The following is a 24,718-nucleotide window of genomic DNA, read 5'->3' as shown; positions in this document are numbered from 1 at the left end:
GGGAAAACGCTATGCGCAAATATCGTCTTAGTGAAGAACAACGAACTTTTAGTTATCAGGAAGATAGCGATAAAAAGAGTGTTTTATTGCGGCAGATTATAGCCGTCGCTGATTTTAATGACGTAATAGCCGGAACGCCTGGCGGCTGGATTGATAATGAAACCGTACTGGCCCAGGATGGAAATTGTTGGATCTATGACCAGAATGCCATTGCGTTTGCCGGTACGGTGATATCCGGTAATACACGCATCACCGGAAGCAGCGAGCTATGGGGAGATGTTTGCGCGACGGATAACGTCTGGATCAATAATAGCAAAATAAGTCAGGGGGCCCTGATAAGTGACAACGTCACAATTCATGATTCATTAATATGCGGTAATTGTAGGATTTCTGGTCATGTCTGCATTGATCAGAATTCAATAGTTGTCGCTGCGCAAGGGTTAACGCCCGACCACCATCTTCTGTTGCAAATTTATGATCGCGCAAGAGTTAGCGCCTCGCGCATTGTTCATCAGGCGCAAATATATGGTGATGCCATTGTGAAGTATGCGTTCATTGAACATCGCGCCGAAGTTTTTGATTTTGCCCGTATTGAAGGTAATGAAGAGAACAACGTCTGGCTGTGTGACTGCGCAAAAGTATACGGACATGCACGCGTGATCGCCGGAACAGAAGAAGATGCCATTCCCACGCTTCATTACAGTTCACAGGTAGCGGAACATGCCTCGGTGGAAGGCAATTGTGTGTTAAAACATCATGTTCTGGTGGGCGGTCATGCACTCGTACGTGGTGGCCCGGTTTTACTCGACAATCACGTCACCATACAGGGGAACAGTCGCATTACAGGTGCGGTGATGATTGAAAACCATGTAGAAATAACCAACGACGCCGTTGTTGAAGCCTTTGATGGCGACACTGTTCATATACGTGGTCCAAAAGTCATTAACGGTGAAGAACGCATAACCAGAACGCCGCTGGCGGGACTATTGTGAATCAATAATGCGCGCGTATATATTTACATCATCATAAGTGTCGTTGAGAAATTCAGCCTGTTTCAGACATCCTTCAAGCGTGAAGCCATTACGCAGCGCTACCTGATTGCTTTGTAAGTTAGCAACCCGGCATTTGATGACGAAGCGTCTAATTTCTCCACGTTTTGCGTAATGGTGAATAAATGCCTGCAAAGCTTGCGAAATAATCCCCTGCCCCTGATGGGATTCATCCAGCCAGTAACCGATTTCTGCGGTTTTGTTCAGCGGTTCAATACGGTTAAAAGACAGGACGCCAACAAGTTCGTCTTCACTAAAGATCATGAACATTTTGGCATATCCACGCTGATGCAACATCATATTACCCTGTACCGTTTTCCGCGTGTCATCTTCGGTATTTACAGACTGTGGCCAGTTGAGCGAATTCTGCAACCAGCTTTTATTTTTACAGATCAAGTGATGGAGTGGCGTGATGTGATTTTCTGCAACGGCACGTAATTCAATTGAGTCACTAACTTTTATCGTCTCGGTCATGTCAACTCCGGTCAATCTGCACGGCAATTTAAAAAGCCGCCTGCCAGGCGGCTTAAGGAAGTTTACACCTCTTTGACGCTCTCCTGTTGTAGGATTTTGAGCATCTCATCTTTCAACTGGAGCTTTTGCTTTTTCATGCGGACCACTTCCGCATTGTATCCACGACCATCAGATCCCTCTATTCTGGCAATCTCATGATCAAGTTTGTTGTGCTTATCGAACAAGGACACAAAGCGAGGATTTTCGTTTTTCAGGCGGGATATTAAATCTCGGTATTCTGGAAACATACGCACTCCCTGTTAGTGGCTGACAAAGTGTACATGAAATACACATCATCAGATTACTCAGATAGTTTGGGGAAAAATGCGAGCGGGATCGTGTTTCACCAGAAGGCACCTTCCCGTGAGAAGGTACCGAAAAAATGACTATCAATTCATCACGCGATCGTCAACGTATTTGCGCTTATCCGGTGCTGGAGGGAAATACTGATACAGCCATGTTTCACTGATGGCATCGCCCTGACAGCGGAGATACATCCGCATATCAACCGGATCAGTAGAGTCCGAAGTCGGATACCAGTCAAATTGAATACGGTAACCATCAATCGGTTCAATGTAGAGAATTTCGATTTGCTTCGCTTCACCGCTGGAGAGCGTTATAACAGGTTCAATCCCCTTAGGCGCAGCCGCTTTCAGATCACCGCCAACAAAATCGACGGCAAAACGACGCGCCCATTTTTCTGGATAATGCTCACCCGGCGCCCAACCTTCCGGAAAACCGCCCATGCCGGTACGCGTCGCCATAACACGAGCCAATGGACATTGAACGGGGGGATGTGCGCTCCAGTACAGACGATACTGAAATGCAAAATCGTCCCCTGCTTTTACTGCTTTTTCTGGCTGCCAGAAGCAGACAATGTTATCCAGCGTTTCACCCGTTGTTGGGATTTCCATCAGACCAATAGTGCCTTTGCCCCATTTATTACGAGGCTCTACCCACAAACTTGGCCGTTTGTTGTACCAGCCCATGATGTCTTGATAATGGGAGAAATCACGATCCAGTTGCAATAAACCAAAGCCTTTCGGGTTATTGTCGGTGTAGGCATTGAACTGCAATTTCTGCGGATTATTTAGCGGACGGCAGATCCACTCACCATTGCCCCGCCACATGGAGAGACGATCGGAATCATGGATTTGCGGATGAATAGTGTCGCACATACGACGTTCGTTAGTGCCGCAGCTAAACATGCTGGTCATCGGCGCAATACCTAATTGCTTGATGTCTTTACGCGCATACAGATGGTTTTCAACATCCATAATCACCTGACTCTTTTCACACTGGATGGTGAACTTGTAAGCACCGGTAATGCTGGGGCTATCGAGTAAGGCATAAACGGTAAAGGTGGTTGAGCCTGGTTTTACGGTATCAAACCAGAAGGCGGTAAAGTCGGGGAACTCTTCTTTGCTGTCGGTATAAGTATCAATCGCCAAACCACGGGCCGATAAACCGTATTGATAGGTGTCATCAACGGCACGGAAATAGCTTGCACCGAGGAACGATACCACATCGCGGCGAGCCAGTTCCGGCGCTTTAAATACGCGGAAGCCTGCAAAACCGAGATCGCTTTGCCCTTCCAGTTGTTTGGTATCTACGCCCGCATCATTATATTTGAACAATTCAGGACGAAAGTGAATTTCACGCGCCAGATGCGTCGCAGGATCAACCGAGAACATGCGTACGCGGCGGCGGAATCCCATCCCCATATGGAAGAACTGGGCATCAAGCTGGCGGTTCTCGACGTTATGCCACAGTGATTGTTCGGCGTCGTATTGAATACTGTTATAAGCCTGCGGGGTCATTGTCGCCAAAGTATTAGGTAACGGACGCGGCTCGCCACCCCACGGTTTTTGCGCTAAATCATGCGCCATCGACTGTAAAACCGAAAAGTCAAAACGCTGAGTTTGCCCATCGGCAATATCAGAATCTGCCGCGAACGCAGCCTGAGAAAAAAGAGAAGCAATACCGCTGGTACCGCACACGGCGGCCATAGCCATTGAACCTTTAATAAATCGTCTACGATCCATACCTGACAGTGAGTCCTTCTGGTTTGTGAATGGTCCCGCGCTGGTCGTTTTCAGCGGCAAGAAAGTGCTTATTAATGACCGCTCACTCTAGACAATATTTATTAATAATCCAATTGCTGAGCATGGAGAATCTGCATAAATCGGCAAATTTTTTATGTCGATGGGAAGAGCCTGATTCATTTGTAAAATCAGGCAAATTTTTGCAAAGCAGGATGGCCCGATTTTAAAGCAATCCACAGCGGCGTTTACTGCGATCTTCAGCTTCCTTGTATAACTGAAATTCATCAAAAACCTGGCAGCCCAGCGCCTGCTCGAATGCCTCACGACTGGCATTACCATGACTGCGCGTCTGCGTTTCGTTACCGAGATTGGACTGAAAGATCCCCGCCGCACTCACCGGCAAAAAATCCTCATAGGTAATAGGTTGCGCGACAACCCAGCCACGTTCGATCAACGGTTGCGGATCGTCCCCAGGATGAATCGCCTGACGATGCGCTTCACCCGAAGGTGTCAGTCGATAACGGAACCATGCCAGCCCTTGCTGGCGCATCAAAAATTCGCTGTCCGGGAAAGCGCGAAAAGTTTCCTGCAAATGCAGTTGATGAGTGAGATTATCCTGTCCGGTTCCGGCATTACGCAGAAGTTCATCATACAGTTGCCGCCCTTTCGGCGTTAATGCCACTCCGCGCTGCTCTATCTCACCAAATCGCGCGGTATGTCTTCCCTGCTGTTGCCCCACAAACAGAACCGTTTCTTCCAGTGCCTTAAAGCTGGTCTGACGCAATAAAATCGGCACCTCGCGGCGCGGCGGCCCTTCGATGAGAATTTTTGGTTCAATACCGCATTCGGGCATCATCGACTGCACACGATCAATGTCCAGCGTGCGTGGCGTCAGGTGGTTGATATGACAACCCGGAAAGCAGACTACATCAGCGATCAGCCGATGCTCGTTATGCAATGCGTGATAGGTTTCTTCATCCACCGTAGCTGACTGATGCCAGCGAAATGTCTCCAGGGCTTCCCGCACAAACTCCCGCGCTTGCGCTTCGCTAAAACCACCCTCCCGATCATATTCATCTAACAGTTGCCGACAACGTGGGGTAAAGATATCGCGCTGGCGTAAAATCTCCGCCGCCTTATGGCGCAATGTTTTGTTTTCGATAAGCTCAAGGCGGAGCAATGAGGTAAAAACGCGGAAAGGATTACGCGCAAGCGAGGCATCATCGATGGGCCGAAATGCCGTAGAATGTACCGGCACACCCGCCTGCGAGAGATCGTAATAACTCACCGGATACATCCCCATAATGGCGAATATCCGCCTTAATGTGGCAAGTTCCTGCGCTGTTCCCACACGTATCGCCCCATGTCGTTCAACGTTAAGCCTCGCCAGTTCATCCGCATTCACCATTTTTTCATGCAGTTGGGGATTATTTTCCAGCACAGCCAGATTCACGTCAGCGACCAGTTCCAGCAACGTACCGTACTGCGGAACTTCTTGTTGATACATGGCTGACATTGCCTGCGAAAACTGTTCCCGAATCTCATCCGCTGTGATGCTGTTCGCCATAATGTCTACCCCCAGTGGTCAATTATCTCGAGTGTAGGTAACCGCATTCACTCTGGTGGGAAGAATTTACAAACTGTGATCTCGCCGCGAAATCATCAATATTATCGATTTCCATGTAACGTAATTACTTTAAATGTTAATAATATTTTGCAATCAAGTTATCATAATCAAACAACATCACTTGTCAGTGGCACCGCTTCGTTTTTAACATCGCTTATGGAAAAAAATAGTCTGTTTAGTCAGCGCATCCGTTTGCGCCACCTTCATACATTCGTAGCTGTCGCACAACAAGGAACTTTGGGGCGCGCGGCTGAAACCCTTAATCTGAGTCAACCGGCACTCTCTAAGACATTGAATGAACTGGAGCAATTGACGGGAGCTCGCCTGTTCGACCGTGGACGTCAAGGCGCACAACTCACCTTACCTGGCGAGCAATTTTTAACTCACGCAGTCAGAGTTCTCGACGCCATCAACACCGCAGGACAGTCACTTAATCGTAAAGAAGGCCTTAACAATGATGTCGTCAGAGTGGGCGCGCTACCTACCGCGGCACTGGGGATATTACCTTCTGTTATAGGTCAGTTTCATCAGCAACAAAAAGAAACCACACTGCAAGTTGCCACTATGAGTAACACGATGATCCTTGCGGGATTAAAAGCAGGGGAAATCGATATTGGTGTTGGTCGGATGTCAGATCCTGAACTGATGACCGGACTTAATTACGAACTGCTGTTTCTCGAATCACTTAAGTTAGTTGTCCGGCCTAATCACCCCCTGCTTCAGGAGAACGTAACGTTAAGTCGGGTACTGGAATGGCCTGTTGTCGTATCACCAGAAGGCACCGCGCCACGGCAGCATTCAGAGGCGTTAGTAAAAAGCCAGGGATGTAAAATTCCTTCAGGCTGTATTGAAACGTTGTCTGCATCGCTTTCACGTCAACTTACGGTTGAATACGACTATGTGTGGTTTGTTCCTTCTGGCGCTGTGAAAGACGACCTGCGTCATGCCACGCTGGTGGCCCTGCCTGTTCCGGGGCATGGAGCAGGCGAACCTATTGGAATACTGACCCGCGTAGATGCAACACTCTCTTCTGGTTGCCAGTTGATGATTAACGCCATTCGAAAATCAATGCCGTTCTGAAAAATAAGGGATCTTGCGATCCCTTTTTTATCATTATCACACCGTTACCAAACTCACGGGATCACCAACTCCGTGTTGTTCTGCCGACACAGAATGTTTCTTCAGACGGAACACATCTACGGCTTCAGTTAACCGCGCCGCCTGTTCTTCAAGAGATACCGCCGCAGCTGAAGCCTCTTCCACCAGAGAAGCGTTCTGTTGCGTCACTTTATCCATTTCAGAAATCGCCTGGCTAACTTGTGTGATACCTCTGCTTTGTTCATCCGAGGCGGCAGCTATTTCTTGCATGATATGTGTGACGCTCGCCACGGCATCAACAATAGCGCTCATGGTTTTCCCTGCCGTTGCCACTTCATCGGCCCCCTGACCAATTAACCTGACGGACTCACTGATCAAGCCTTCAATCTCTTTCGCCGCCTGAGCGCTGCGGCTTGCAAGTGTACGCACTTCGCTGGCGACAACGGCAAATCCGCGTCCTTGCTCACCGGCTCGTGCAGCTTCAACGGCGGCGTTGAGCGCCAGGATATTGGTCTGGAAGGCAATACTATTAATAACAGCCGTGATTTCAGAAATTTTCTTCGAGCTACTGGAGATATTACCCATTGTCCGCACTACACCGGAAACTGTTTGTCCGCCATCACTGGCTTTACTTGAGGCCTCTTGCGCTAGTTTGCTGGCATGATGTGCGTTATCAGAATTTTGCTTCACTGTTGCGGTGAGTTGCTCCATGCTGGCGGCGGTTTGTTCAATTGCCGCAGCTTGTTCTTCGGTACGTGAAGAAAGGTCAGCATTACCAACAGAAATCTCACTGGTGCCACGATAGATAACTTCTGCCCCCTGGCGCACAGCGCCTACCGTCAGCGCCAGCGAATGCTGCATTTGCTGTAGATGGCGACTTAAGCGGCCGATTTCACTGCGGCCAGTGGGCTCGTCAACCAGAGTCAGATCGCCACTGGCAATTTTTTCAATCCGTTGGGCGGCATGTTGCAGAGGACGAATGACAATCCGGCGTAACACCATAAAGGTTATCAGCGTCATAACCAGCGCAAGTAAAAATGCGCCAATCATAAACATCCCTCCCAGACGGGTACGCTGATGCGCCTGTTCCGCAAGCTGGTTTGCTCTGGCGCTACGTATCTCAATGGCTTTGCTTAACTGCTGGTTATAGGCGTTATCCAGCGTTCTGACCTGCTCACTTTCATGATTGATAATGGCTTCAAACATGCCATTTTTGGCATATTTCAACATGGGTTGCAGGCCGGAGATATAAGCCTGGAAACGCTGATTTAATTCGCCATCCAGCGCATCGTCAGCGGGAGTTTTCACCAGGCGAGTACGGTAAATTTTATAGCCTAGTTGTGATTGTTTTATCTGCAATTCCGCTTGCGCAATATTTCGCTTCATCTCTTCCATTTCAGCGATACGACTCGCTGCCCCGGCCTGAATCATATTGATCCGAGCTGAACGCAATAAATCAGAGCTGTTTGCTAAACCCGTGCGTATCTGGATCTCGTCGCTGACATCGCGCTGATCGCGGTCTGCCTGCCAGAGAAAATACCCCGCCAGGGATGAACTCAATGCAAACAGAAACAGGATGCCGCCAAGAATGCAGGCAAATAACGGAACCAACCTGATGTGATGTAAAAAGCCTAAGCGGTGTGAGGATGTTGTATTCATGACCGTTGTCTCTCTTCCTGGTTTACTCCCGAGAGAGAGTCATCGGCAATCGATGGTAATTGCTTACTGCCAAAAACCTGCTCATATCACATTTTTACAACAATTATTGCGATGAGAGATTATTACCGTCGGAATGAAGAGACTTACGAGTCGTTATACCTTGTAAGGCGTATTACAAAATATTCTGGAAAATGCCACGCAATTTCGTGAAGTGATTATTTCTTTGGTAAGGGTAATTGCATAGGATGTTTGCGGGCGCCTGAGACTTTCTGTTTTCAGGCTTACCGGGAATCAGAAAGACGAAGGCCCCGACCGATATTTCTATCAACCGAGGCCAACGAATGAACCTAGCAATTCAGATGCTAGCCTCTTACCTGCCATCCGGCAAGGAGAAAGGCTATGAAGCGCAACCCCCTGGTGGTGTGTCTGCTCATTATCTGCATCACGATTCTGACATTCACCCTCCTGACCCGACAAACGCTCTACGAACTGCGATTCAGGGACGGTGATAAGGAGGTGGCGGCTCTCATGGCCTGTCAGTCCAGGTAAGGGCCTGCGCGGGGGAACATTCCCCGCGCATCTGGTTGACGAGTTCATTTTCTCATGGCGCCCCTTTTAGTTAGTGCATGTTTTTTTCGATGCGCTGATAGAACCATCGTTACAGACAAATTTGCCGCCAGCAGTACAGTGAGAGATCCCCCCTTTCGCACCAGAACAGGGTTTGCGCCCGGCATCAGCATAAAAAGACATCAGTAATCCCATCAGTAAAATAAACAGCAGCTTTTTCATACAACCTCCATGGTTTGCCGAATCTTATGTTCGGTATAAAAGTTGTACGCTGCACGGTCTTTATTTCACTTAGGGAGATCAAAGATTGGAAAAATTAAATTTCAATCTTAACGGTAGACATATTGATTAAATATCAATCAGTTGAACATGTAAACTCGGATTATGGTTTTATTTGTCATACAAATAAATATAATAGGCGCTTCCGATGTAGACCCGTATTCTTCGCCTGTACCACGGGTCTGGTTTAGTACAGGCGCTTTCTTCTAATATCCTCAGGAGCGCTTACGCGGCATCATGCGCAAAAGCGTGTTGTCTTTCCATAAATAGTGGTGTGCAAGAGCTGCCGCCGCATGAAGCCCGATAACGAAATATCCCAGATTGGCCAACGTTTCATGCCACCACTTTAATCTATCCACCAGGTCAAAATTGGCCTCTGACGCGTAAGGCATCGTCACACCAAACGCAAACCACGGATTACCCCGGTTATACATCATCACCAAACCAATCACTGGCAACACAATAAACAGGAGATAGATCACCAAATGTCCCAAATGAGCGAATCCCGTTATCATGGGCCTGGGTTTCGGTACAATGGGCGGTGTTGGGTATTTCAATCGGAGTAACAGACGAAACACCATCAGCACGAGAATTGAGATGCCACATGAAACGTGGATCATGTTGATCACCGGACGATCGCTACGCGGGAAAAAACCACGAAACTCCATTGCACAATAGGCTGCAATAACCAGCAAAAAGACCAGCCAGTGAATGCCAATTTGTAACCTTGAATATCTAATTCCCATAACATTTCCTGCTTTAACACAATTTGTCGTTAACATAACGAGCTTTTCTTAAAATTTCATTAAATATTGTTCACCCGTTTTCAGTACGTTACGTTTCACAGCAAAAATGTAGATTGCCCATCCTGTCATCCTGGTCTAAGCCTGGAAAGGACTAATTTTTACCCACAAGTTCTTGACTGGAGAAAACCATGAGCAAAGTTGGCATTAACGGTTTTGGTCGTATCGGCCGGCTGGTATTACGTCGGTTACTTGAGATTAAAAGTAACATTGACGTTGTCGCCATTAATGATCTTACGTCTCCGAAAATTCTCGCCTACCTGCTAAAGCACGATTCAAACTACGGCCCTTTCCCCTGGAGCGTCGATTTCACAGAGGATTCACTTATTGTTGATGGAAAAAGTATTGCGGTTTACGCCGAAAAAGAAGCAAAAAATATCCCCTGGAAAGTAAAAGGTGCTGAAATTGTCATTGAATGTACTGGTTTTTATACTTCCGCAGAAAAATCCCAGGCGCATCTGGACGCTGGCGCGAAGAAGGTGTTGATTTCAGCACCGGCAGGAGAAATGAAAACCATCGTTTATAACGTCAATGATGACACTCTGGATGGCAACGACACCATTGTTTCTGTGGCGTCATGCACAACCAACTGTCTTGCGCCGATGGCCAAAGCACTGCATGACAGTTTTGGGATAGAAGTTGGCACAATGACAACGATCCATGCCTATACCGGCACCCAGTCTCTGGTGGATGGTCCGCGTGGTAAAGATTTACGTGCATCGCGGGCGGCGGCAGAAAATATCATCCCCCACACTACCGGCGCGGCAAAAGCCATTGGTCTGGTGATCCCCGAACTTAGCGGCAAACTTAAAGGCCATGCGCAACGCGTGCCAGTGAAAACAGGTTCAGTGACCGAGCTGGTGTCTATCCTGGGGAAACAAGTGACTGCTGAAGAGGTAAATAACGCACTTAAAAAAGCAACGACCAATAACGAATCGTTTGGTTATACCGACGAAGAAATTGTCTCTTCCGATATCATTGGTAGCCATTTTGGTTCGGTGTTTGATGCGACCCAAACGGAAATCACCGCAGTGGGCGATTTACAACTGGTGAAGACCGTCGCCTGGTACGATAACGAGTATGGTTTTGTCACTCAACTCATTCGTACCCTGGAAAAATTCGCCAAACTCTGACCAGCACAGGCGGAGGAAAAACCTCCGCCGCTTTCATTCATTACGACTGCAAATAGACCACCTGAGTCTGCAGATACTCATGCAAACCATGTTTGCCATCTGCGCCGCCAATACCCGACTTACGCCATCCAGCATGGAAACCTTGCATAGCTTCGAAGTTTTCTCGATTGATGTAGGTTTCGCCAAACTTGAGTCCTTTGATGGCTTTCATCGCCACGTTAATATTCTCGGTATATATCGACGACGTCAGGCCATAATCGCTGTCGTTGGCCATGGAGATAGCGTGTTCCAGCGTGTCAAACGCGACTACCGGCAGCACTGGCCCAAAGGTTTCTTCGTGCATAATGGACATTTCCTGGCGGACATCCAACAGCAACGTTGGCGGATAATAATAACCTTTTCCTTCTACAGCTTTACCACCCAACGCGATTCTCGCGCCCTCTTCTACTGCCCGCGCCACCTTTTGTTCCACCCTTTCCAGAGCCGCAGCGTTAATCAGCGGCCCCATCGCAATGTCGTTACGTTCGGCGGGGTTACCAAATTGAACAGCCTGCATAGCCTCGCCCAGTCGATTAACAAAGCGATCGTAAATACCTTTCTGCACATAGACACGTTCCGCACAGTTGCAAACCTGTCCGGTATTTATCACGCGTGAATCAACAATGGCTTTGACTGCTAGTTCAAGATCGGCGTCATCCATCACAATAGCAGGAGCTTTGCCCCCCAGCTCCAGACACACTTTGGTGATATTTTTCGCCGCGGTCGCCATGATTTTTTCTCCGGCAGCGACGCTGCCTGTCATACTGACCATTGCGACTTTTGGGTTACCCGCTAACTCCTGACCAACCGTTTCACCGCGTCCTAACACAAGGTTAAACACGCCGCGTGGAAGGCCAATTTCGTCGACAATTTTAGCAAATGCGATCGCATTGTTTGGCGTAAACTCGCTCGGTTTGATGACAATGGTATTGCCTGTGAGAAGAGCTGGCGCCATTTTGCGAGCGATCAGGAAAAACGGGAAGTTCCACGGTAAGATACCTGTCGTTACGCCCAACGCACGTTTAAACAGCAGGATGTTTTCCCCGGGACGATCACTTTGAATAATCTCGCCCTCATAGCGACGAGCCCATTCCGCCATGTAATCGATATAGTCAGCAGTAAAAGCGACTTCGACTTCGGCCAGCTGTTGAATTTTGCCACCTTCCTCGACGATCAATGAGCTAATTTCACTGGCCCGTTCGCGGATCCCCGCAGAGATTTTCCGTAACCAGTTGGCTCGTTCAATCGCGGGCAATGCTTCCCATTCTGGCTGCGCACGCTCTGCTGCGTCGATTGCTTTGCGAGCATCTTCAGCCTGACCATCAGGAATGCGGGAAATCACTGCCTCTGTTGCGGGGTTTACCACATCAATCCATGCGTCGCCGCGCCAGGTGACAAACTGTCCATCGATATACATAGGATGTTGAACGGGTACAGACATGAGCTACTCCTGTGATTGATGCGTTTATATTTTGTAATTCATATGTTAATTAACATCAATCACAGCAGAGAAGGCATCGTGGATGTGCAAATTTGTGAAAGGCTTCATAAAAAGAGATATGACGAGAATAAAGAAAGGAAGAAAAAGATGAGATTATTACCCGTTTGCAAGCAATTGTTCACAAACGGGCAATTATTAACGCAGTGAGCGACTCTCCATTGCCTCAATAAGCACGGCGTCATGCTGTAATATTTGCCATGCCTGCGTAACTTCTGGCGGAAAATCAACGTGAACAATAAAATCGCGTCCGCGTGGTCCATAGCCATCGCTGTCATCGCGCAAGCGCGGCAGCTCGCCAGTAAGTAGGGACAAATATCGCTCAACTGGCCACAGCCCTGTCAGCGGATTAGCAAACGTCACGCTGCCCGCATCATTTCCCAACTGTGGTACGAATCCCGGATAACTTAGCCAGCGAGGTGCATCAGGATTATCTCCTGTAATACGACGAAACGTCGCCATCGTTCGGCGTTGCATAGTAGGATCCTGGACGACGATCGTGGTGTGGACTCGCTCTGCTAACTGATTCAATAATGCGATACTGAAACGAGCATTTTCTCCACAGTTAGTTGATTGATCTTCAATCAAAATTTTTTCACGTGAAATATGCCAGAACTGATGGGCGATATCCGCAAGGATGGTAGCCTCTGCTCTGCCCGTAGTTCGAATGGTGTTGTAATGCGGATGCTGTGCGACAGCGCTATACAAAAAAGTTGTCGAGTGACCTATACCACCACTGATCAGTAATGGAATTTGCTGATCTCTTGCAATTTTACAAGCGGCATCGATCGTGGGAATGACAGCATTGCCTGCAAGTATCACACAATCGGCCTGATACGGAGCCTCACCGGAGAAATCATCTTGCGCCAGCCATCGACCGATAACGTTTATAGCATCAATGGTTGACGCTGAAAGCGTCGGAAACGGGTTAATATTCATGGACCCTCCTTCTCGTTCCCTTAAGAATACCGCGTGAGATAATAATGAGAAGCGGAGCACTCTGAAAGGAGGAAGCCGTATTTCCTTAACCGCCTCTCCGCAAGCATGACATATCTTTTACGGAAAAGCTGTAGATAAACATTATTCATCTTGCAGCAGAGAATTGTATTTTTCTGAATTCCCCAATTTTTGCCCTTACCGTTTTTAGAATTAATAAAAAACCCGGCACTAAATGCTTACCGGGTTTTAGATTTATCATGCAAATAGCAGGTTAACCGCTAATCTGCTCCATCGCCTGCAAAATACGCTTATCTGAAATCGGATAAGGCGTACCAAGTTGTTGAGCGAAGTAACTAACGCGCAGCTCTTCTATCATCCAACGGATCTCTTTCACGTCTTCATCCTCACGACGTGCAGGCGGCAGTTTGTTGATCCATTGCTGCCACGCCTGCTGGACGTTTTCGACTTTCAGCATCTGAGCACGGTCGCGATGCGGATCAACCGCCAGTTTTTCTAGCCGTTTTTCAATCGCCTGCAAATAACGCAGCGTGTCGCCCAGCCGTTTGAAGCCGTTACCAGTGACAAAACCGCGATACACCAGCCCGCCCATCTGCGCTTTAATGTCAGAAAGCCCCAGCGCCATCGTCATATCTACCCGCCCCTTCAGGCGTTTGTTGATATTGAACACCGCAGTGAGGATTTGCTCGACCTGCTTCGCAATATCCACCACCGTGTCATTCAGTTCGGCGCGCACTTTTTCATGCAGCGCAGCAAAGCCTTCTTCCGTCCAGACCGGGCCACCATTGGCGTCGATCAATTTATCCACACCGCAGGAGATACAGTCGTCGATCAGCTCCAGCACTTTGCCATACGGGTTAAAGTACAGTCCCAGCTTGGCTTTGTTTGGTAACTTCTCATGCAAGTACTTGATCGGCGAAGGAATATTCAGCAACAGTAAACGGCGAAGGCCGTTCCACATTGCCTGTTTTTGTTCCAGCGGATTATCAAACAGTTTGATCGCCACGCTGTCGCGTTCATCCACCAGTGCCGGCCACGCCTTCACTTTGTAGTTACCGCGCTTCTGCTCGTAGCTTTCCGGCAGTTGTCCAAAGCTCCAGATATGCAGTCCGCTCTGCTCGATACCGTCATCCGCCACCGCAGACAACGTTTCCTGTACTTTGCCTTTCAGCGCATCTTTCAGATCTTGTAGCGAGCGCCCTTCTTTTAGCTTCTTGTTTTTGTCATCCACCACGCGGAAGGTGATTTTCAGGTGATCGGGCACCTGATCCCAGTGCCAGTCTTCGCGGTCAACGGTAACGCCGGTCATCCGCCGTAACTCGCGCTCAAGGCTGTCGAGCAACGGTAACTCCAATGGTGTTACGCGGCCTAAAAACGCTTCGGCGTAGTTTGGCGCGGGCACAAAATTACGGCGTACCGGCTTCGGCAGAGATTTAATCAGGGCGATGATCAGCTCACGACGCAGACCGGGGATCTGCCACTCAAACCCACTCTCCTCAACCTGGTTAAGTAACGGCAGCGGGATATGCACAGTCACACCGTCAGCATCCGCGCCGGGCTCAAACTGATAGCTCAAACGCAGCTTGAGATTGCCCTGATGCCAGAAGTTCGGATAATCCAGCTTGCTGATTTTTTCCGCCCCTTCTTTGATCAACATGCTCTTTTCAAAGTTGAGCAAATCAGGCTTTTCGCGGCTGACTTTTTTCCACCAGCTGTCGAAGTGACGAGCGGAGATTACATCGTGGCTGATGCGCTGGTCGTAGAACTCAAACAGCGTTTCGTCATCCACCAGAATATCGCGGCGACGTGATTTGTGTTCCAGCTCTTCCACTTCGGCCCGCAGTTTCAGATTTTCACGGAAGAATGCGTGACGCGTCTGCCAGTCACCTTCCACCAGCGCGTGGCGAATAAAGAGTTCACGACATAACGCCGGATCGATCTGGCTGTAGTTGACCTTGCGCGCAGCAACAATCGGCAAACCATAAACAGTGACTTTTTCCGTTGCCATCACCGCGCCCTGCGCCCGTTCCCAGTGCGGTTCGCTGTAGGTGCGTTTAATCAAATGCTGAGCGACAGGCTCCACCCATTCCGGGTCGATACGCGCAGCAATGCGGCCCCACAGGCGGCTGGTTTCTACCAGTTCCGCCACCATTACCCATTTCGGCGGCTTTTTGAATAAGCCGGAACCGGGGAAAATGGAGAAACGCGCGTTACGTGCGCCGGTATATTCTTGTTTATCGGCATCTTTCATGCCGATATGGGAAAGCAAACCGGTCAGTAAGGCGATGTGAATTTCGCGATACTCCGCCGGTTCGCTGTTCACCGGAATGCCAAGTTCTTTCACCACCTGGCGCAACTGGGTGTAGATATCCTGCCATTCGCGCACACGCAGATAGTTGAGATAATCGGTACGACACAGACGACGGAAGGCGTTAGAAGAAAGCGCCTTTTGCTGCTCGCCAAGATAATTCCACAGATTTACAAACGCGAGGAAATCGGATTCTTTGTCGTGGAAGCGGCGATGTTTTTCGTCCGATGCCTGCTGTTTATCCATCGGACGTTCGCGCGGATCCTGAATGGAGAGCGCGGACGTGATAATCATCGCCTCACGCACGCAGCCGTGTTTCTGCGCTTCAAGCACCATACGCGCAAGTCGAGGATCGACCGGCAGTTGCGAAAGCTGACGCCCGAGCGGCGTCAGTTTATAGGCGCTGGTCTGTTCATCCGTGGTGATCGCGCCCAGCTCTTCCAGCAGACGCACGCCATCCTGGATATTGCGTTTATCCGGTGCTTCGACAAACGGGAACGCGGCGATATCGCCCAGCCCCAGCGCGGTCATCTGCAAAATAACCGAGGCCAGGTTGGTACGCAGAATTTCCGGGTCGGTAAACTCCGGGCGCGAAAGGAAATCGTCTTCGGAATAGAGACGAATACAGATCCCTTCGGACACACGACCACAGCGGCCTTTACGCTGATTGGCTGAAGCCTGCGAAATCGGCTCAATCGGCAAACGCTGCACTTTGGTGCGATAGCTGTAGCGGCTGATACGCGCTGTACCGGGGTCGATAACGTATTTAATCCCCGGTACGGTCAGCGACGTTTCCGCGACGTTGGTCGCCAGCACAATGCGCCGTCCGCTATGCGACTGGAACACCCTATTCTGTTCGCTGTTCGAAAGCCGCGCATAAAGCGGCAAGATTTCCGTATGGCGTAAGTTCAGTTTGTTCAGAGCATCAGCGGTATCGCGAATTTCCCGCTCGCCGCTCATAAAGATCAGAATGTCGCCAGGGCTTTCCTGACTCAGTTCGTCTACGGCGTCAAAAATCGCCTGCAACTGATCGCGCTCGGTGTCATCGGCTTCTTCAACAATCGGGCGATAGCGCACTTCCACCGGATAGGTCCGACCGGAGACTTCGATAATCGGCGCATTATTAAAGTGGCGCGAAAAGCGTTCCGGGTCGATAGTCGCGGAGGTGATAATGATTTTTAGGTCAGGACGTCGCGGCAGCAACTCTTTCAAATAGCCGAGCAGAAAATCGATATTCAGGCTACGTTCGTGCGCTTCATCGATGATGATGGTGTCGTACTGCATCAACAGGCGATCTTGCTGGATTTCCGCCAGCAGGATACCGTCGGTCATCAGCTTGACCATCGTGTTATCGCTAACGTGATCGCTAAAACGGACTTTATAACCGATACAGCCGCCCGGCTCCGTTTTCAGCTCTTCAGCAATACGGTTAGCCACCGTTCGTGCTGCCAGTCGACGCGGCTGGGTATGGCCGATCAGCCCTTTAATCCCGCGCCCCAGTTCCATACAGATTTTCGGTAGCTGAGTCGTTTTACCAGAACCCGTTTCCCCGGCAACGATCACCACCTGGTGATCACGAATCGCTTCGAGAATGTCCTGTTTTTTCTGACTAACCGGCAAATTGTCCGGATAAGTAATGTCCGGACGTGCCGCTTCACGCAGCAGAACTTTCCCTGCCGCCTGGTCAATTTCTTTCGCCATCTCCTGGAAAATGGCCTGTTGTGCATCAGGATTTTTAACCTTCTTCACACCGTGCAGACGGCGGGAAAAACGCAGTCTGTCGCGCAGCATTAGCGTATCAAGTCGCTGCTGCAAGGCAGTAAAGGTCAATTTTTGTTGTTCTGTCATAACGTTAGAGGGCAGCGTAGTGCCTGATTAAAGTTCTTTTAAATGATAGATATAGAGTACCACATCGCGGCTTTCTATGCGTTGTTCAATAAATTCGAACATAGGCTTCGATTTATTGCGCTATCTCTGTGGCAGGATTGTGAATAAAGTGTCAGCAAGCAACGGGGCATCGCCCATTCAAACATCTATAAGGAAACACCATGAGCAAGGTATTAGTTCTTAAATCCAGCATCCTGGCAGGGTACTCTCAGTCTAATCAGTTGTCCGATTATTTTGTTGAACAGTGGCGTGAAAAACATTCCGCAGATGAAATCACCGTTCGTGACCTGGCTGCAAATCCGATTCCGGTCCTGGATGGTGAACTGGTTGGCGCTCTGCGTCCGAGCGATGCGCCATTAACCCCGCGTCAGCAGGAAGCCCTGGCTCTTTCCGATGAACTGATTGCCGAGCTGAAAGCTCATGATGTCATCGTTATTGCAGCACCGATGTACAACTTCAACATCTCAACTCAGCTGAAAAACTATTTTGACCTGGTTGCGCGCGCAGGCGTTACTTTCCGCTATACCGAGAATGGTCCGGAAGGTCTGGTAACGGGTAAAAAAGCCATCGTTATTACCAGCCGCGGCGGGATCCACAAAGATGGACCAACGGACCTGGTGACTCCGTATCTGTCCACGTTCCTCGGCTTTATCGGCATTACCGATGTGAAATTTGTCTTCGCCGAAGGGATCGCGTATGGTCCGGAAATGGCAGCGAAAGCGCAGGCAGATGCAAAAGCAGCAATTGATAGCATTGTTGCTGCATAATCGGACACGATCTTGATGTGGACTGTAGTTCAGTCCACATCTCAATCCACTTACCTGTTTTCCCATAATTTCAGCATCGCTTTGTGCTCTTCCTTAAGCACAATATGCGAGCGTCTGGCTCGTTATTCTCGCGAAATACCATCCAACGTAGACAACACTTCCTCAGAAAGATGCAATTTTTCAGCAGCCATATTCTCCCGTAAATGCGCTACAGAAGACGTCCCTGGGATCAGCAAAATATTCGGTGAACGCTGTAACAGCCACGCCAGCGCCACCTGCATTGGTGTTGCCCCCAGGCTCGCAGCAACATCCGACAGCCTAGAGGATTGCAGCGGCGTAAAGCCCCCGAGCGGGAAGAACGGCACATAGGCAATGCCTTCGCGGGCCAAAGCATCAATCATTGCGTCATCAGCACGATGAGCAATGTTGTATTCGTTTTGCACACAGACGATTTCGGTAATCTTACGCGCCTCTGCAACCTGCGTCGGTGTGACGTTACTCAAGCCAATATGTTTTACCAGACCTTGTCGTTGCATCTCCGCCAGCACGGTCAGGCTGGCTTCAATCGAACCTTCCGCCGGCCCGTGACCATCGCCAAACATAACGCGTAGGTTAACCACATCCAGCACATCCAGACCCAGATTACGCAAATTATCGTGCACCGCTTTTTGCAACTCCGCTGGCGAGAATGCAGGAAGCCACGAAGCATCATCACCACGGCGCGCGCCAATTTTAGTGACAATTGTCAGATTGTCAGGATAAGGATGTAGCGCTTCGCGGATGATCTGGTTGGTGACATGCGGACCATAAAAGTCGCTGGTATCGATGTGATTGACGCCCAATTCCAGCGCTTCACGTAAAACCGTAATAGCAACATGGCGATCTTTTGGCGGTCCGAAAACACCGGGGCCAGCCAGTTGCATCGCGCCATAACCAAGACGGTTAACGGATTTTGTACCGAGAATAAATGTATCTTTGTTCATAACACCCTACTCTGTAGGAAAACTGATTAAGAAAAATCAGTATAGGAATGAAAAGAGATAAATAATGCGAAGGCGTAAACAAGATTTCTGGATGAGTGGCACTATTGTCCTGAAAGATACCAAAACATTAGACAGCAAAAGATACGTCAAGCGTCGCATCCGGCAATAAAAAACCGCAACCTGTATCAGCGTTGCGGTTTGTGTATCACATGCTAAAAATTAGAACGTTTTCTTAAAGTTCAGCATCACGCCTTTGTCGCTGATGCCGTCCTCTTTCCAGTGATACGCATCCAGATTCAGCGAACTTTCTTTGCTACTGTACTTCACGCCGACGCTCGCCAGGCTGTTGATACCGCCGCCCTTCTGACCGTCATCGACGTTAAAGTGCTGGCTGCCTGCCCCTGCCAGGCTTGCCGTGCGCTGGCTCTTCGCGTAACTCAGGTTCGGCCCGCCTTCCAGCGTCGCATTCGCGCTCCAGCCGCCTTTCCCTGCGTAGTCCAGTTTCAGCCCGACGATGCTGTCCACCGCCGTTTCGCTGCCGCTATTCATGCTCAGGTTAAAGTCTCCGGCATTGCGCTCCTGATAGCCGCCTTCCAGCGTGTGACGCAGTTTCACTCCGGCGTACGGGGTGATTTTCAGCCCTTCGCGCGGCTCAAAGGTTTTCGCCCCTTCGCTACGCAACTCCAGGTACTGCTGTTTCACATCCGTATCCGCCGTTTTGCTGACGTCGCCGTAAGCGACCGAGCGGCTGCTGTCGAGATTATGCACGTCATAACGCAGCGCGTTGTTCCAACGCATACCATTGTCGAAGGACATCTGGTGTTTCAGGCCAAAGAACTGGCTGTAGCCGCCGGTTACGCCATTGTCGCCCGCTTTCTGCGCACCGTCGCCATCCAGACGCGCGATACCGTATTCCAGGCTCATGCTCTGGCTTTCGCTCAGGTCGATGGTTTTACGCAGCGCCAGCATGTCATACTCGGTGTTATTTCCGAGTTCCGCACGCGGGTCACCTTTCGCCACCACGTTAAAGGCCAGGCCATTGCCCACCTTCGGCGCGGCATCCGCCAGCATGCTGAAGCGGTTGCTTAACACACGCGCTTCACGGAATACCGTGGTCGCCTGGCTACCGCTCACCTGCTTCAGGGCGCTATTCAGTTCAGCAGTGGTGCCCACGTTCAGGCTGGTATACAGCTCGTTATTGGTGTAACCCGCATCCAGTGCCTTCGCCACATCGTTCACCGAAGCATCGGTCGCCACATCGGTGTAGGCGTTTTTGCTCATGATGACGTCAATGTTGCCGCTGGCATCGGTGCTGCCTTTGGCGGTCCATACCACGGACGTTGAGGTGATGGCATCGGCGTCGGTCAGGTTGCTGCCTTCCACCACGTTGTCGAAACTGACCGTGGTGTCTGCCGTACCGGCGGCGAAACCGGTGTTGATCCCGACACCATTCATGCTGGCGTTGTTGACCTTCAGCTTACCGGCGCTGCCATCAACGTTGGTACCGACGATATAGCCGTTAAGATTGTTACTGCTGCCATCACTACTACCGCTATCAGTCGTTTCACTGAAAGGTGAAGTGGTGTAAGAGCTTGGCATGTCCGGCAACGTGTAGTCGGTGTAATGCACTTCGGTATTGTTACCGTTGTTGCCGTTCACCCCTTCCACGTTCACGCTATCGCCCTGCTTAATCAACCCCGAACCGGTCACGCCATCGGCAATCACCACCGTACCGTTGTTAACGATATGGCCTTCTGTACCCAGCACGCTGAACGCAAAGGAATCGTTAGCAAAGATATTAATCGTGCCGTTGTTCTCGATTACCGCATCTGCGGTAGCGTTGGCATCCAGTTGCATACCAATTAACCCGGTATCAGTGGTGCCTTCAGTGCCGAGATTGATAACGCCGTTGTTAACCAGCTGTGCGTTTTTATCGCCTTCCATCGCCACGGCGTTGTTGCCGCTGATGTTCATTACACCATCGTTGAGAGCAACATAGTTGTTGTGGGTGAATTTAACCGCGCTGGCGTTGTCTTTATCGAAGTTAATTACCCCGCCATCCTGGTTCCACAAGAAGGCATCGCTTTCTGTCGCACCGGCAGTACTTACCGCCACAGTGACTTTCGCATCCACCACGCCCTTGTTAATAAACTGGCTGGCGCCATCGTCGTAGTGAATAGCGCCCGCACCTAATGCGGCATCCAGCGTCATTTCACCGGTGTTATATAACGTGGCGTTAGCATTGTTGCCCTGGAAGCGAATGGCGTTTTTGCTGTTATCAAGGATGAGTTTGCCGCTGTTGTTGAAAGTTGACTTATCGTCAATATCCAGTGTCCCGGCATTGTTGTTTTCATCCTGATAACCCATTTTCCAGGTACCCGCGTTATTCACTACCGCAGAGTTATAGAGAATCGCGCCTTTACGCGCCTCGCCGCCTGCAAGGTTATTGAATACCGCATCGCCCTGAGCGTTAACGCGCGCCGACGCAATACCGCTGTTATTCACCGTACCATCGTGAAGTTGTAGAGTTGACAGGGAACCGGTGTTATTAATTACCGCGTTGCTGTTTTTCTCAATTTTTACGACGTCATTAAGCGTTCCGTTGTTATTGAAGGTTCCTCCTTCCAGAGTCACCGTGTTCAATACACCTTCATTGGTTAACGCACCGCCTTCATTCACGACGATGGCTGAGCTAATGGTTCCGCTCGACTCGTTAACCAGCGCACCATTTTCGAGTATCCTGATCGTTCCATTTTTAACAGCACCCGCACTGGTGACATCCCCGTTGATAATCGCACCTGACGATAATAATACGGTCTCACCCGCAGAACTTAATACATCGCCATCATCATATAAATCGGCAATATAATTATCCGTTGGATTATATTCATCGGCCCCCTGGCAAACCCCAAAGGTACAAATGGTGCCATAGTTGATAATAAGCCCAGTGCCATCGTTATAGAATGCCTGACCATTTTCCGCGTTAATGTTGATTACGCCTGTCTGGTCATTAATGGCGGTGCCTTCGTGATAAACCGCCATGCCGACGAGTTTATTTACGCCAAGCGAGTCGTTGTAATTTTCATTTTTCTCCAGGTTGATGGTTCCCTGGTTAATGACCGTATTGGTATTCCCATACGCCGCCATCCCCGCACCGGCGTTGTAGACAGTAATCACACCATTCTCGTGGTTGGTGGACGTTGCTTTAGTTAATGCCCCATTATAGGCATCCGTACCTGAAGCCATTCCCACACCGAAATCTTTCGCCGTGCTATTTGCGATATTATTACGCAGCGATGTTTCATCATTTTCATCAACCCACAGCGTATCCAGGGTGATTTGCCCTTCGTTATCCGCGGTTGATTTATCGATGGCTAGCATCCCTACACTGCCACGGCCATACATATCAATAATGCCCGTTTCGCCGTTCAGAATGGATGACGAGTAGCTGGCAAGCATACCTGTCAGCCCTAATGCCTTGTTATTGAAAGAGGTACCATCAGACAAGTTCCACTCTGCCGGATAATTCAGCACACTGTGCTGATTCATCATTTTGGTGGTCATGGTGCCGTTGTTAACGCCAATCCCCCCATATTCAACGTCAAAGACTTTTGGTGCCGGGTCGGTACCAAAATCGTACATCGCCAGGCCAATGGATCCGTTATTGATGACCGTTGAATCTTTATTCCAGGCAGCCGCAAAACCGATATTTTTCAGTTCCACTTGACCGTTGTTGGTCGCCTTCGCACCAGAATCAATACTAATGGTGGATAACGCTACGCGATAATAATAAGTGAAAGAATCCACATCACTCATATCAAACGTTGCGTCAGCGCCAATCTCCAGCTCCGCGCCATGGCTCAACTGAATGAGATTTTCGAACCCCAGCGGGAACTCGCCGCTGATGGTTGACTCACCATTCAGGTAGACCGAGGAATGCCCATCAACGCTAATAAGCGGTGTGTCTCCGATACCACGTCGAGAAGCTGATGGTTTTGAGCCATCATCCATGACATTTTTTTCACCGACAAAATGGACACCGCCATTAAGCGTAAAGGTATTGTCATCGCCAGCAATAACAATACCTGCAATGTGTTCCTGAGCACCGTCGTAACTCGCATAGGAACGCGACGTGGTTTCACTATCAGCAACAACGGTTAACTGACCATCCAGCGTGACGTCATTATTATTACCGCTGATATTTACCCCGGTTGAGGGATTAAAGAAGTAAGGCTGCGCATTATCGGCTTTCTGATCTTTATCAACCAGAATACTGCCCGCTATTTCGATAGTATTGCCATCGCCCGAAACATTAACACCTGTCGCTTCTTGCCCTGTCACATTCAGCCCATAAGTCGACAGCGTCATGTTGTTATTATCGCCAGAGACATCAAGACCGGTGGAGAAATCCACAACGTCTAACCCGCCCGCGAGTGAGATATTGGCTTTATCGCCTGCAACGCTGACACCGGTTCCGGCGTTGGTCGCGGTAATATCACCGACGTTAACAAATGTCGCATTATTACCGTCGATCTGAATGCCGATTGCATTTTCACCTGTAGCGGCCTGACCAACATTGAGGTCACCCATGTTGATCACGCTGACGCCATCACCATCAAGCAGCATGCCGATAGAGTTTTCCTCGACGACCGTAATATTGCCTTTGTTGCTGACGAACGTGTTGTTGCCGTCAACGTCAATACCGTGCGCACCGCCGCTAACGTATAAGTCGCCTTCCTGTTTGATGATGGCATCGTCACCGACAACTTTCGAACCAGTGGAATTCGCACCGTCAACGGTCATAGTACCTTTATTATCAACCCGCGCATTATCGCCATTGATAAAGCTACCCGTACCGCCATTGGTGATGGTCGAGTCGCCCGCAGTGTTTAGCTTGGTATTATCGCCATTGATGATTACCGCGGTACCGCCATCAACTTCCGTCTCGCCATTATTGTTAATGGTGATATTGTCGCCGGTGAGTATACCGACAACCGAACCTTCTCCGATGGCCGTCGTTTTGCCGTCGTTGTTGAGGGTGATGTTGTCACCATCAACCGTCATGACAGTACCGCCATTCAGCGCCGTGTTGCCGCCCTGATCGGTGATGATCGCGTTACCAAACTCAATCGCATTCCCGGTTGTGCCGTCAACAACGACGCCGGCCTCTTTAGTGATGTGGATGAGTCCATCATCGTCGTAACTCCAGGTGATGCCACCTGCAGTATTTACGCCATCAAAGACAACGGTGTTGCTGTCGTCATGGACTGCCCAGGACTTAACTATCGTCTCCTTGCCATCAGGCGCCGTTAAGGTGTAACTCCCATCGGCATTTTGGCTGTAGGTAAAGGTAGTTTCGCGAATTTTGACAGTTTTAGCATCCTGATCCCAGGTTACGTCATTTTTATAGACGACAGGATCGTGTTTAACCGGGGTATCGCCACCATCGTCTGGCGGCACTGGCGTATCACCGCCATCATCTGGTGGAACCGGCGTATCACCGCCG

General features: G+C 49.7%; 16 protein-coding genes and 3 pseudogenes. 6 read left to right on the top strand and 13 right to left on the bottom strand.

Going from position 1 to position 24,718, the window contains the following annotated elements:
* Positions 1-11 precede the first annotated feature (11 nt).
* Positions 12-992 (top strand): YdcK family protein, encoded by a 981-nt coding sequence (gene ydcK / locus D9742_RS20890; protein ID WP_130238120.1) that lies wholly within the window; start codon positions 12-14, stop codon positions 990-992.
* Here ydcK and rimL read toward each other — a convergent pair.
* The 4 genes from rimL to D9742_RS20870 all read right to left on the bottom strand — a co-directional run bounded on the left by rimL (position 984) and on the right by D9742_RS20870 (position 5,174).
* Entirely contained in the window at positions 984-1,523 is a 540-nt protein-coding gene (gene rimL / locus D9742_RS20885) for a 50S ribosomal protein L7/L12-serine acetyltransferase (protein ID WP_130238119.1), read from the bottom strand. The two genes, ydcK and rimL, sit on opposite strands and share 9 nt — an antisense overlap.
* 62 nt (positions 1,524-1,585) lie before the next feature.
* Positions 1,586-1,810, bottom strand: a complete 225-nt coding sequence (locus tag D9742_RS20880) for a YdcH family protein (RefSeq protein ID WP_130238118.1) — start codon at positions 1,808-1,810, stop codon at positions 1,586-1,588.
* A gap of 141 nt (positions 1,811-1,951) precedes the next feature.
* The gene (gene opgD / locus D9742_RS20875; protein ID WP_130238117.1) at positions 1,952-3,607 is read right to left on the bottom strand and encodes a glucan biosynthesis protein OpgD; all 1,656 of its coding nucleotides are present in this window, start codon (positions 3,605-3,607) and stop codon (positions 1,952-1,954) included.
* Positions 3,608-3,830: 223 nt separating this feature from the next.
* Positions 3,831-5,174 carry a VOC family protein gene (locus D9742_RS20870; RefSeq protein ID WP_130238116.1) on the bottom strand — a complete coding sequence of 448 codons (1,344 nt, stop codon included), beginning with the start codon at positions 5,172-5,174 and terminating at the stop codon, positions 3,831-3,833.
* Between the two features lie 216 nt (positions 5,175-5,390).
* Here D9742_RS20870 and D9742_RS20865 point away from each other — a divergent pair, with 216 nt between their 5' ends.
* The gene (locus tag D9742_RS20865; protein WP_130238115.1) at positions 5,391-6,314 is read left to right on the top strand and encodes a LysR substrate-binding domain-containing protein; all 924 of its coding nucleotides are present in this window, start codon (positions 5,391-5,393) and stop codon (positions 6,312-6,314) included.
* Between the two features lie 36 nt (positions 6,315-6,350).
* Here D9742_RS20865 and D9742_RS20860 read toward each other — a convergent pair whose 3' ends face one another.
* Positions 6,351-7,991: a methyl-accepting chemotaxis protein gene (locus D9742_RS20860; protein ID WP_130238114.1), complete on the bottom strand. Its 1,641-nt coding sequence runs from the start codon at positions 7,989-7,991 to the stop codon at positions 6,351-6,353.
* Positions 7,992-8,332: 341 nt separating this feature from the next.
* On the opposite strand from D9742_RS20860, the pseudogene D9742_RS23580 reads away from it, so the two are divergent.
* Together D9742_RS23580 and D9742_RS20855 are read left to right on the top strand one after the other, a co-directional pair.
* Positions 8,333-8,470, top strand: a pseudogene (locus D9742_RS23580) (hypothetical protein); the annotation flags it as partial.
* Positions 8,409-8,540, top strand: coding sequence for a type I toxin-antitoxin system Hok family toxin (locus D9742_RS20855; protein WP_346477295.1), 132 nt, complete (start codon positions 8,409-8,411; stop codon positions 8,538-8,540). The pseudogene D9742_RS23580 and the gene D9742_RS20855, both read left to right, overlap by 62 nt.
* 66 nt (positions 8,541-8,606) lie before the next feature.
* Here D9742_RS20855 and D9742_RS20850 read toward each other — a convergent pair whose 3' ends face one another.
* Both D9742_RS20850 and cybB read right to left on the bottom strand, forming a co-directional pair.
* Positions 8,607-8,780 carry a hypothetical protein gene (locus tag D9742_RS20850; protein ID WP_130238113.1) on the bottom strand — a complete coding sequence of 58 codons (174 nt, stop codon included), beginning with the start codon at positions 8,778-8,780 and terminating at the stop codon, positions 8,607-8,609.
* Positions 8,781-9,052: 272 nt separating this feature from the next.
* A complete protein-coding gene (gene cybB, locus D9742_RS20845; protein WP_130238112.1) occupies positions 9,053-9,583 on the bottom strand; it encodes a cytochrome b561 in 531 nt (176 codons plus the stop codon).
* Positions 9,584-9,771: 188 nt separating this feature from the next.
* Between cybB and gap the strand changes: the two genes are divergently transcribed.
* Complete coding sequence (gap, locus tag D9742_RS20840) at positions 9,772-10,773, top strand: type I glyceraldehyde-3-phosphate dehydrogenase (RefSeq protein WP_130238111.1); 1,002 nt, start codon at positions 9,772-9,774, stop codon at positions 10,771-10,773.
* Between the two features lie 40 nt (positions 10,774-10,813).
* Here the strand turns inward: gap and aldA are convergent, their stop codons facing one another.
* The 3 genes from aldA to hrpA form a co-directional block, all read right to left on the bottom strand.
* On the bottom strand, positions 10,814-12,253 hold the full coding sequence (gene aldA / locus D9742_RS20835) for an aldehyde dehydrogenase (protein ID WP_130238110.1): 1,440 nt from the start codon (positions 12,251-12,253) through the stop codon (positions 10,814-10,816).
* A gap of 195 nt (positions 12,254-12,448) precedes the next feature.
* On the bottom strand, positions 12,449-13,249 hold the full coding sequence (ydcF, locus tag D9742_RS20830) for a DUF218 domain-containing protein YdcF (RefSeq protein ID WP_130238109.1): 801 nt from the start codon (positions 13,247-13,249) through the stop codon (positions 12,449-12,451).
* Positions 13,250-13,520: 271 nt separating this feature from the next.
* A complete protein-coding gene (hrpA, locus tag D9742_RS20825; protein WP_130238108.1) occupies positions 13,521-17,423 on the bottom strand; it encodes an ATP-dependent RNA helicase HrpA in 3,903 nt (1,300 codons plus the stop codon).
* 200 nt (positions 17,424-17,623) lie between these two features.
* On the opposite strand from hrpA, the gene azoR reads away from it, so the two are divergent.
* Positions 17,624-18,229, top strand: coding sequence for an FMN-dependent NADH-azoreductase (gene azoR, locus D9742_RS20820; RefSeq protein ID WP_130238107.1), 606 nt, complete (start codon positions 17,624-17,626; stop codon positions 18,227-18,229).
* Between the two features lie 50 nt (positions 18,230-18,279).
* Here the strand turns inward: azoR and D9742_RS23575 are convergent.
* The 3 genes and pseudogenes from D9742_RS23575 to D9742_RS23570 form a co-directional block, all read right to left on the bottom strand.
* Positions 18,280-18,351: pseudogene (locus tag D9742_RS23575) on the bottom strand (hypothetical protein); the annotation flags it as partial.
* On the bottom strand, positions 18,352-19,212 hold the full coding sequence (pdxI, locus tag D9742_RS20815; RefSeq protein WP_130238106.1) for a pyridoxine 4-dehydrogenase: 861 nt from the start codon (positions 19,210-19,212) through the stop codon (positions 18,352-18,354).
* Between the two features lie 2,901 nt (positions 19,213-22,113).
* Positions 22,114-24,718, bottom strand: a pseudogene (locus tag D9742_RS23570) (surface-exposed virulence protein BigA); the annotation flags it as partial.

Source organism: Escherichia sp. E1V33 (assembly GCF_004211955.1).
GTDB lineage: Bacteria > Pseudomonadota > Gammaproteobacteria > Enterobacterales > Enterobacteriaceae > Escherichia.
This window is presented reverse-complemented; position numbering and strand designations above follow the sequence as displayed.

Bases quoted from the DNA above. Each gene is read 5' to 3' on its own strand.
- azoR (WP_130238107.1), top strand. From the start codon at position 17,624: ATGAGCAAGGTATTAGTTCTTAAATCCAGCATCCTGGCAGGGTACTCT.
- gap (WP_130238111.1), top strand. From the start codon at position 9,772: ATGAGCAAAGTTGGCATTAACGGTTTTGGTCGTATCGGCCGGCTGGTA.
- opgD (WP_130238117.1), bottom strand. From the start codon at position 3,607: ATGGATCGTAGACGATTTATTAAAGGTTCAATGGCTATGGCCGCCGTG.
- D9742_RS20865 (WP_130238115.1), top strand. From the start codon at position 5,391: ATGGAAAAAAATAGTCTGTTTAGTCAGCGCATCCGTTTGCGCCACCTT.
- ydcF (WP_130238109.1), bottom strand. From the start codon at position 13,249: ATGAATATTAACCCGTTTCCGACGCTTTCAGCGTCAACCATTGATGCT.
- D9742_RS20880 (WP_130238118.1), bottom strand. From the start codon at position 1,810: ATGTTTCCAGAATACCGAGATTTAATATCCCGCCTGAAAAACGAAAAT.
- ydcK (WP_130238120.1), top strand. From the start codon at position 12: ATGCGCAAATATCGTCTTAGTGAAGAACAACGAACTTTTAGTTATCAG.
- D9742_RS20850 (WP_130238113.1), bottom strand. From the start codon at position 8,780: ATGAAAAAGCTGCTGTTTATTTTACTGATGGGATTACTGATGTCTTTT.
- D9742_RS20870 (WP_130238116.1), bottom strand. From the start codon at position 5,174: ATGGCGAACAGCATCACAGCGGATGAGATTCGGGAACAGTTTTCGCAG.
- pdxI (WP_130238106.1), bottom strand. From the start codon at position 19,212: ATGAACAAAGATACATTTATTCTCGGTACAAAATCCGTTAACCGTCTT.
- cybB (WP_130238112.1), bottom strand. From the start codon at position 9,583: ATGGGAATTAGATATTCAAGGTTACAAATTGGCATTCACTGGCTGGTC.
- hrpA (WP_130238108.1), bottom strand. From the start codon at position 17,423: ATGACAGAACAACAAAAATTGACCTTTACTGCCTTGCAGCAGCGACTT.
- aldA (WP_130238110.1), bottom strand. From the start codon at position 12,253: ATGTCTGTACCCGTTCAACATCCTATGTATATCGATGGACAGTTTGTC.
- rimL (WP_130238119.1), bottom strand. From the start codon at position 1,523: ATGACCGAGACGATAAAAGTTAGTGACTCAATTGAATTACGTGCCGTT.
- D9742_RS20860 (WP_130238114.1), bottom strand. From the start codon at position 7,991: ATGAATACAACATCCTCACACCGCTTAGGCTTTTTACATCACATCAGG.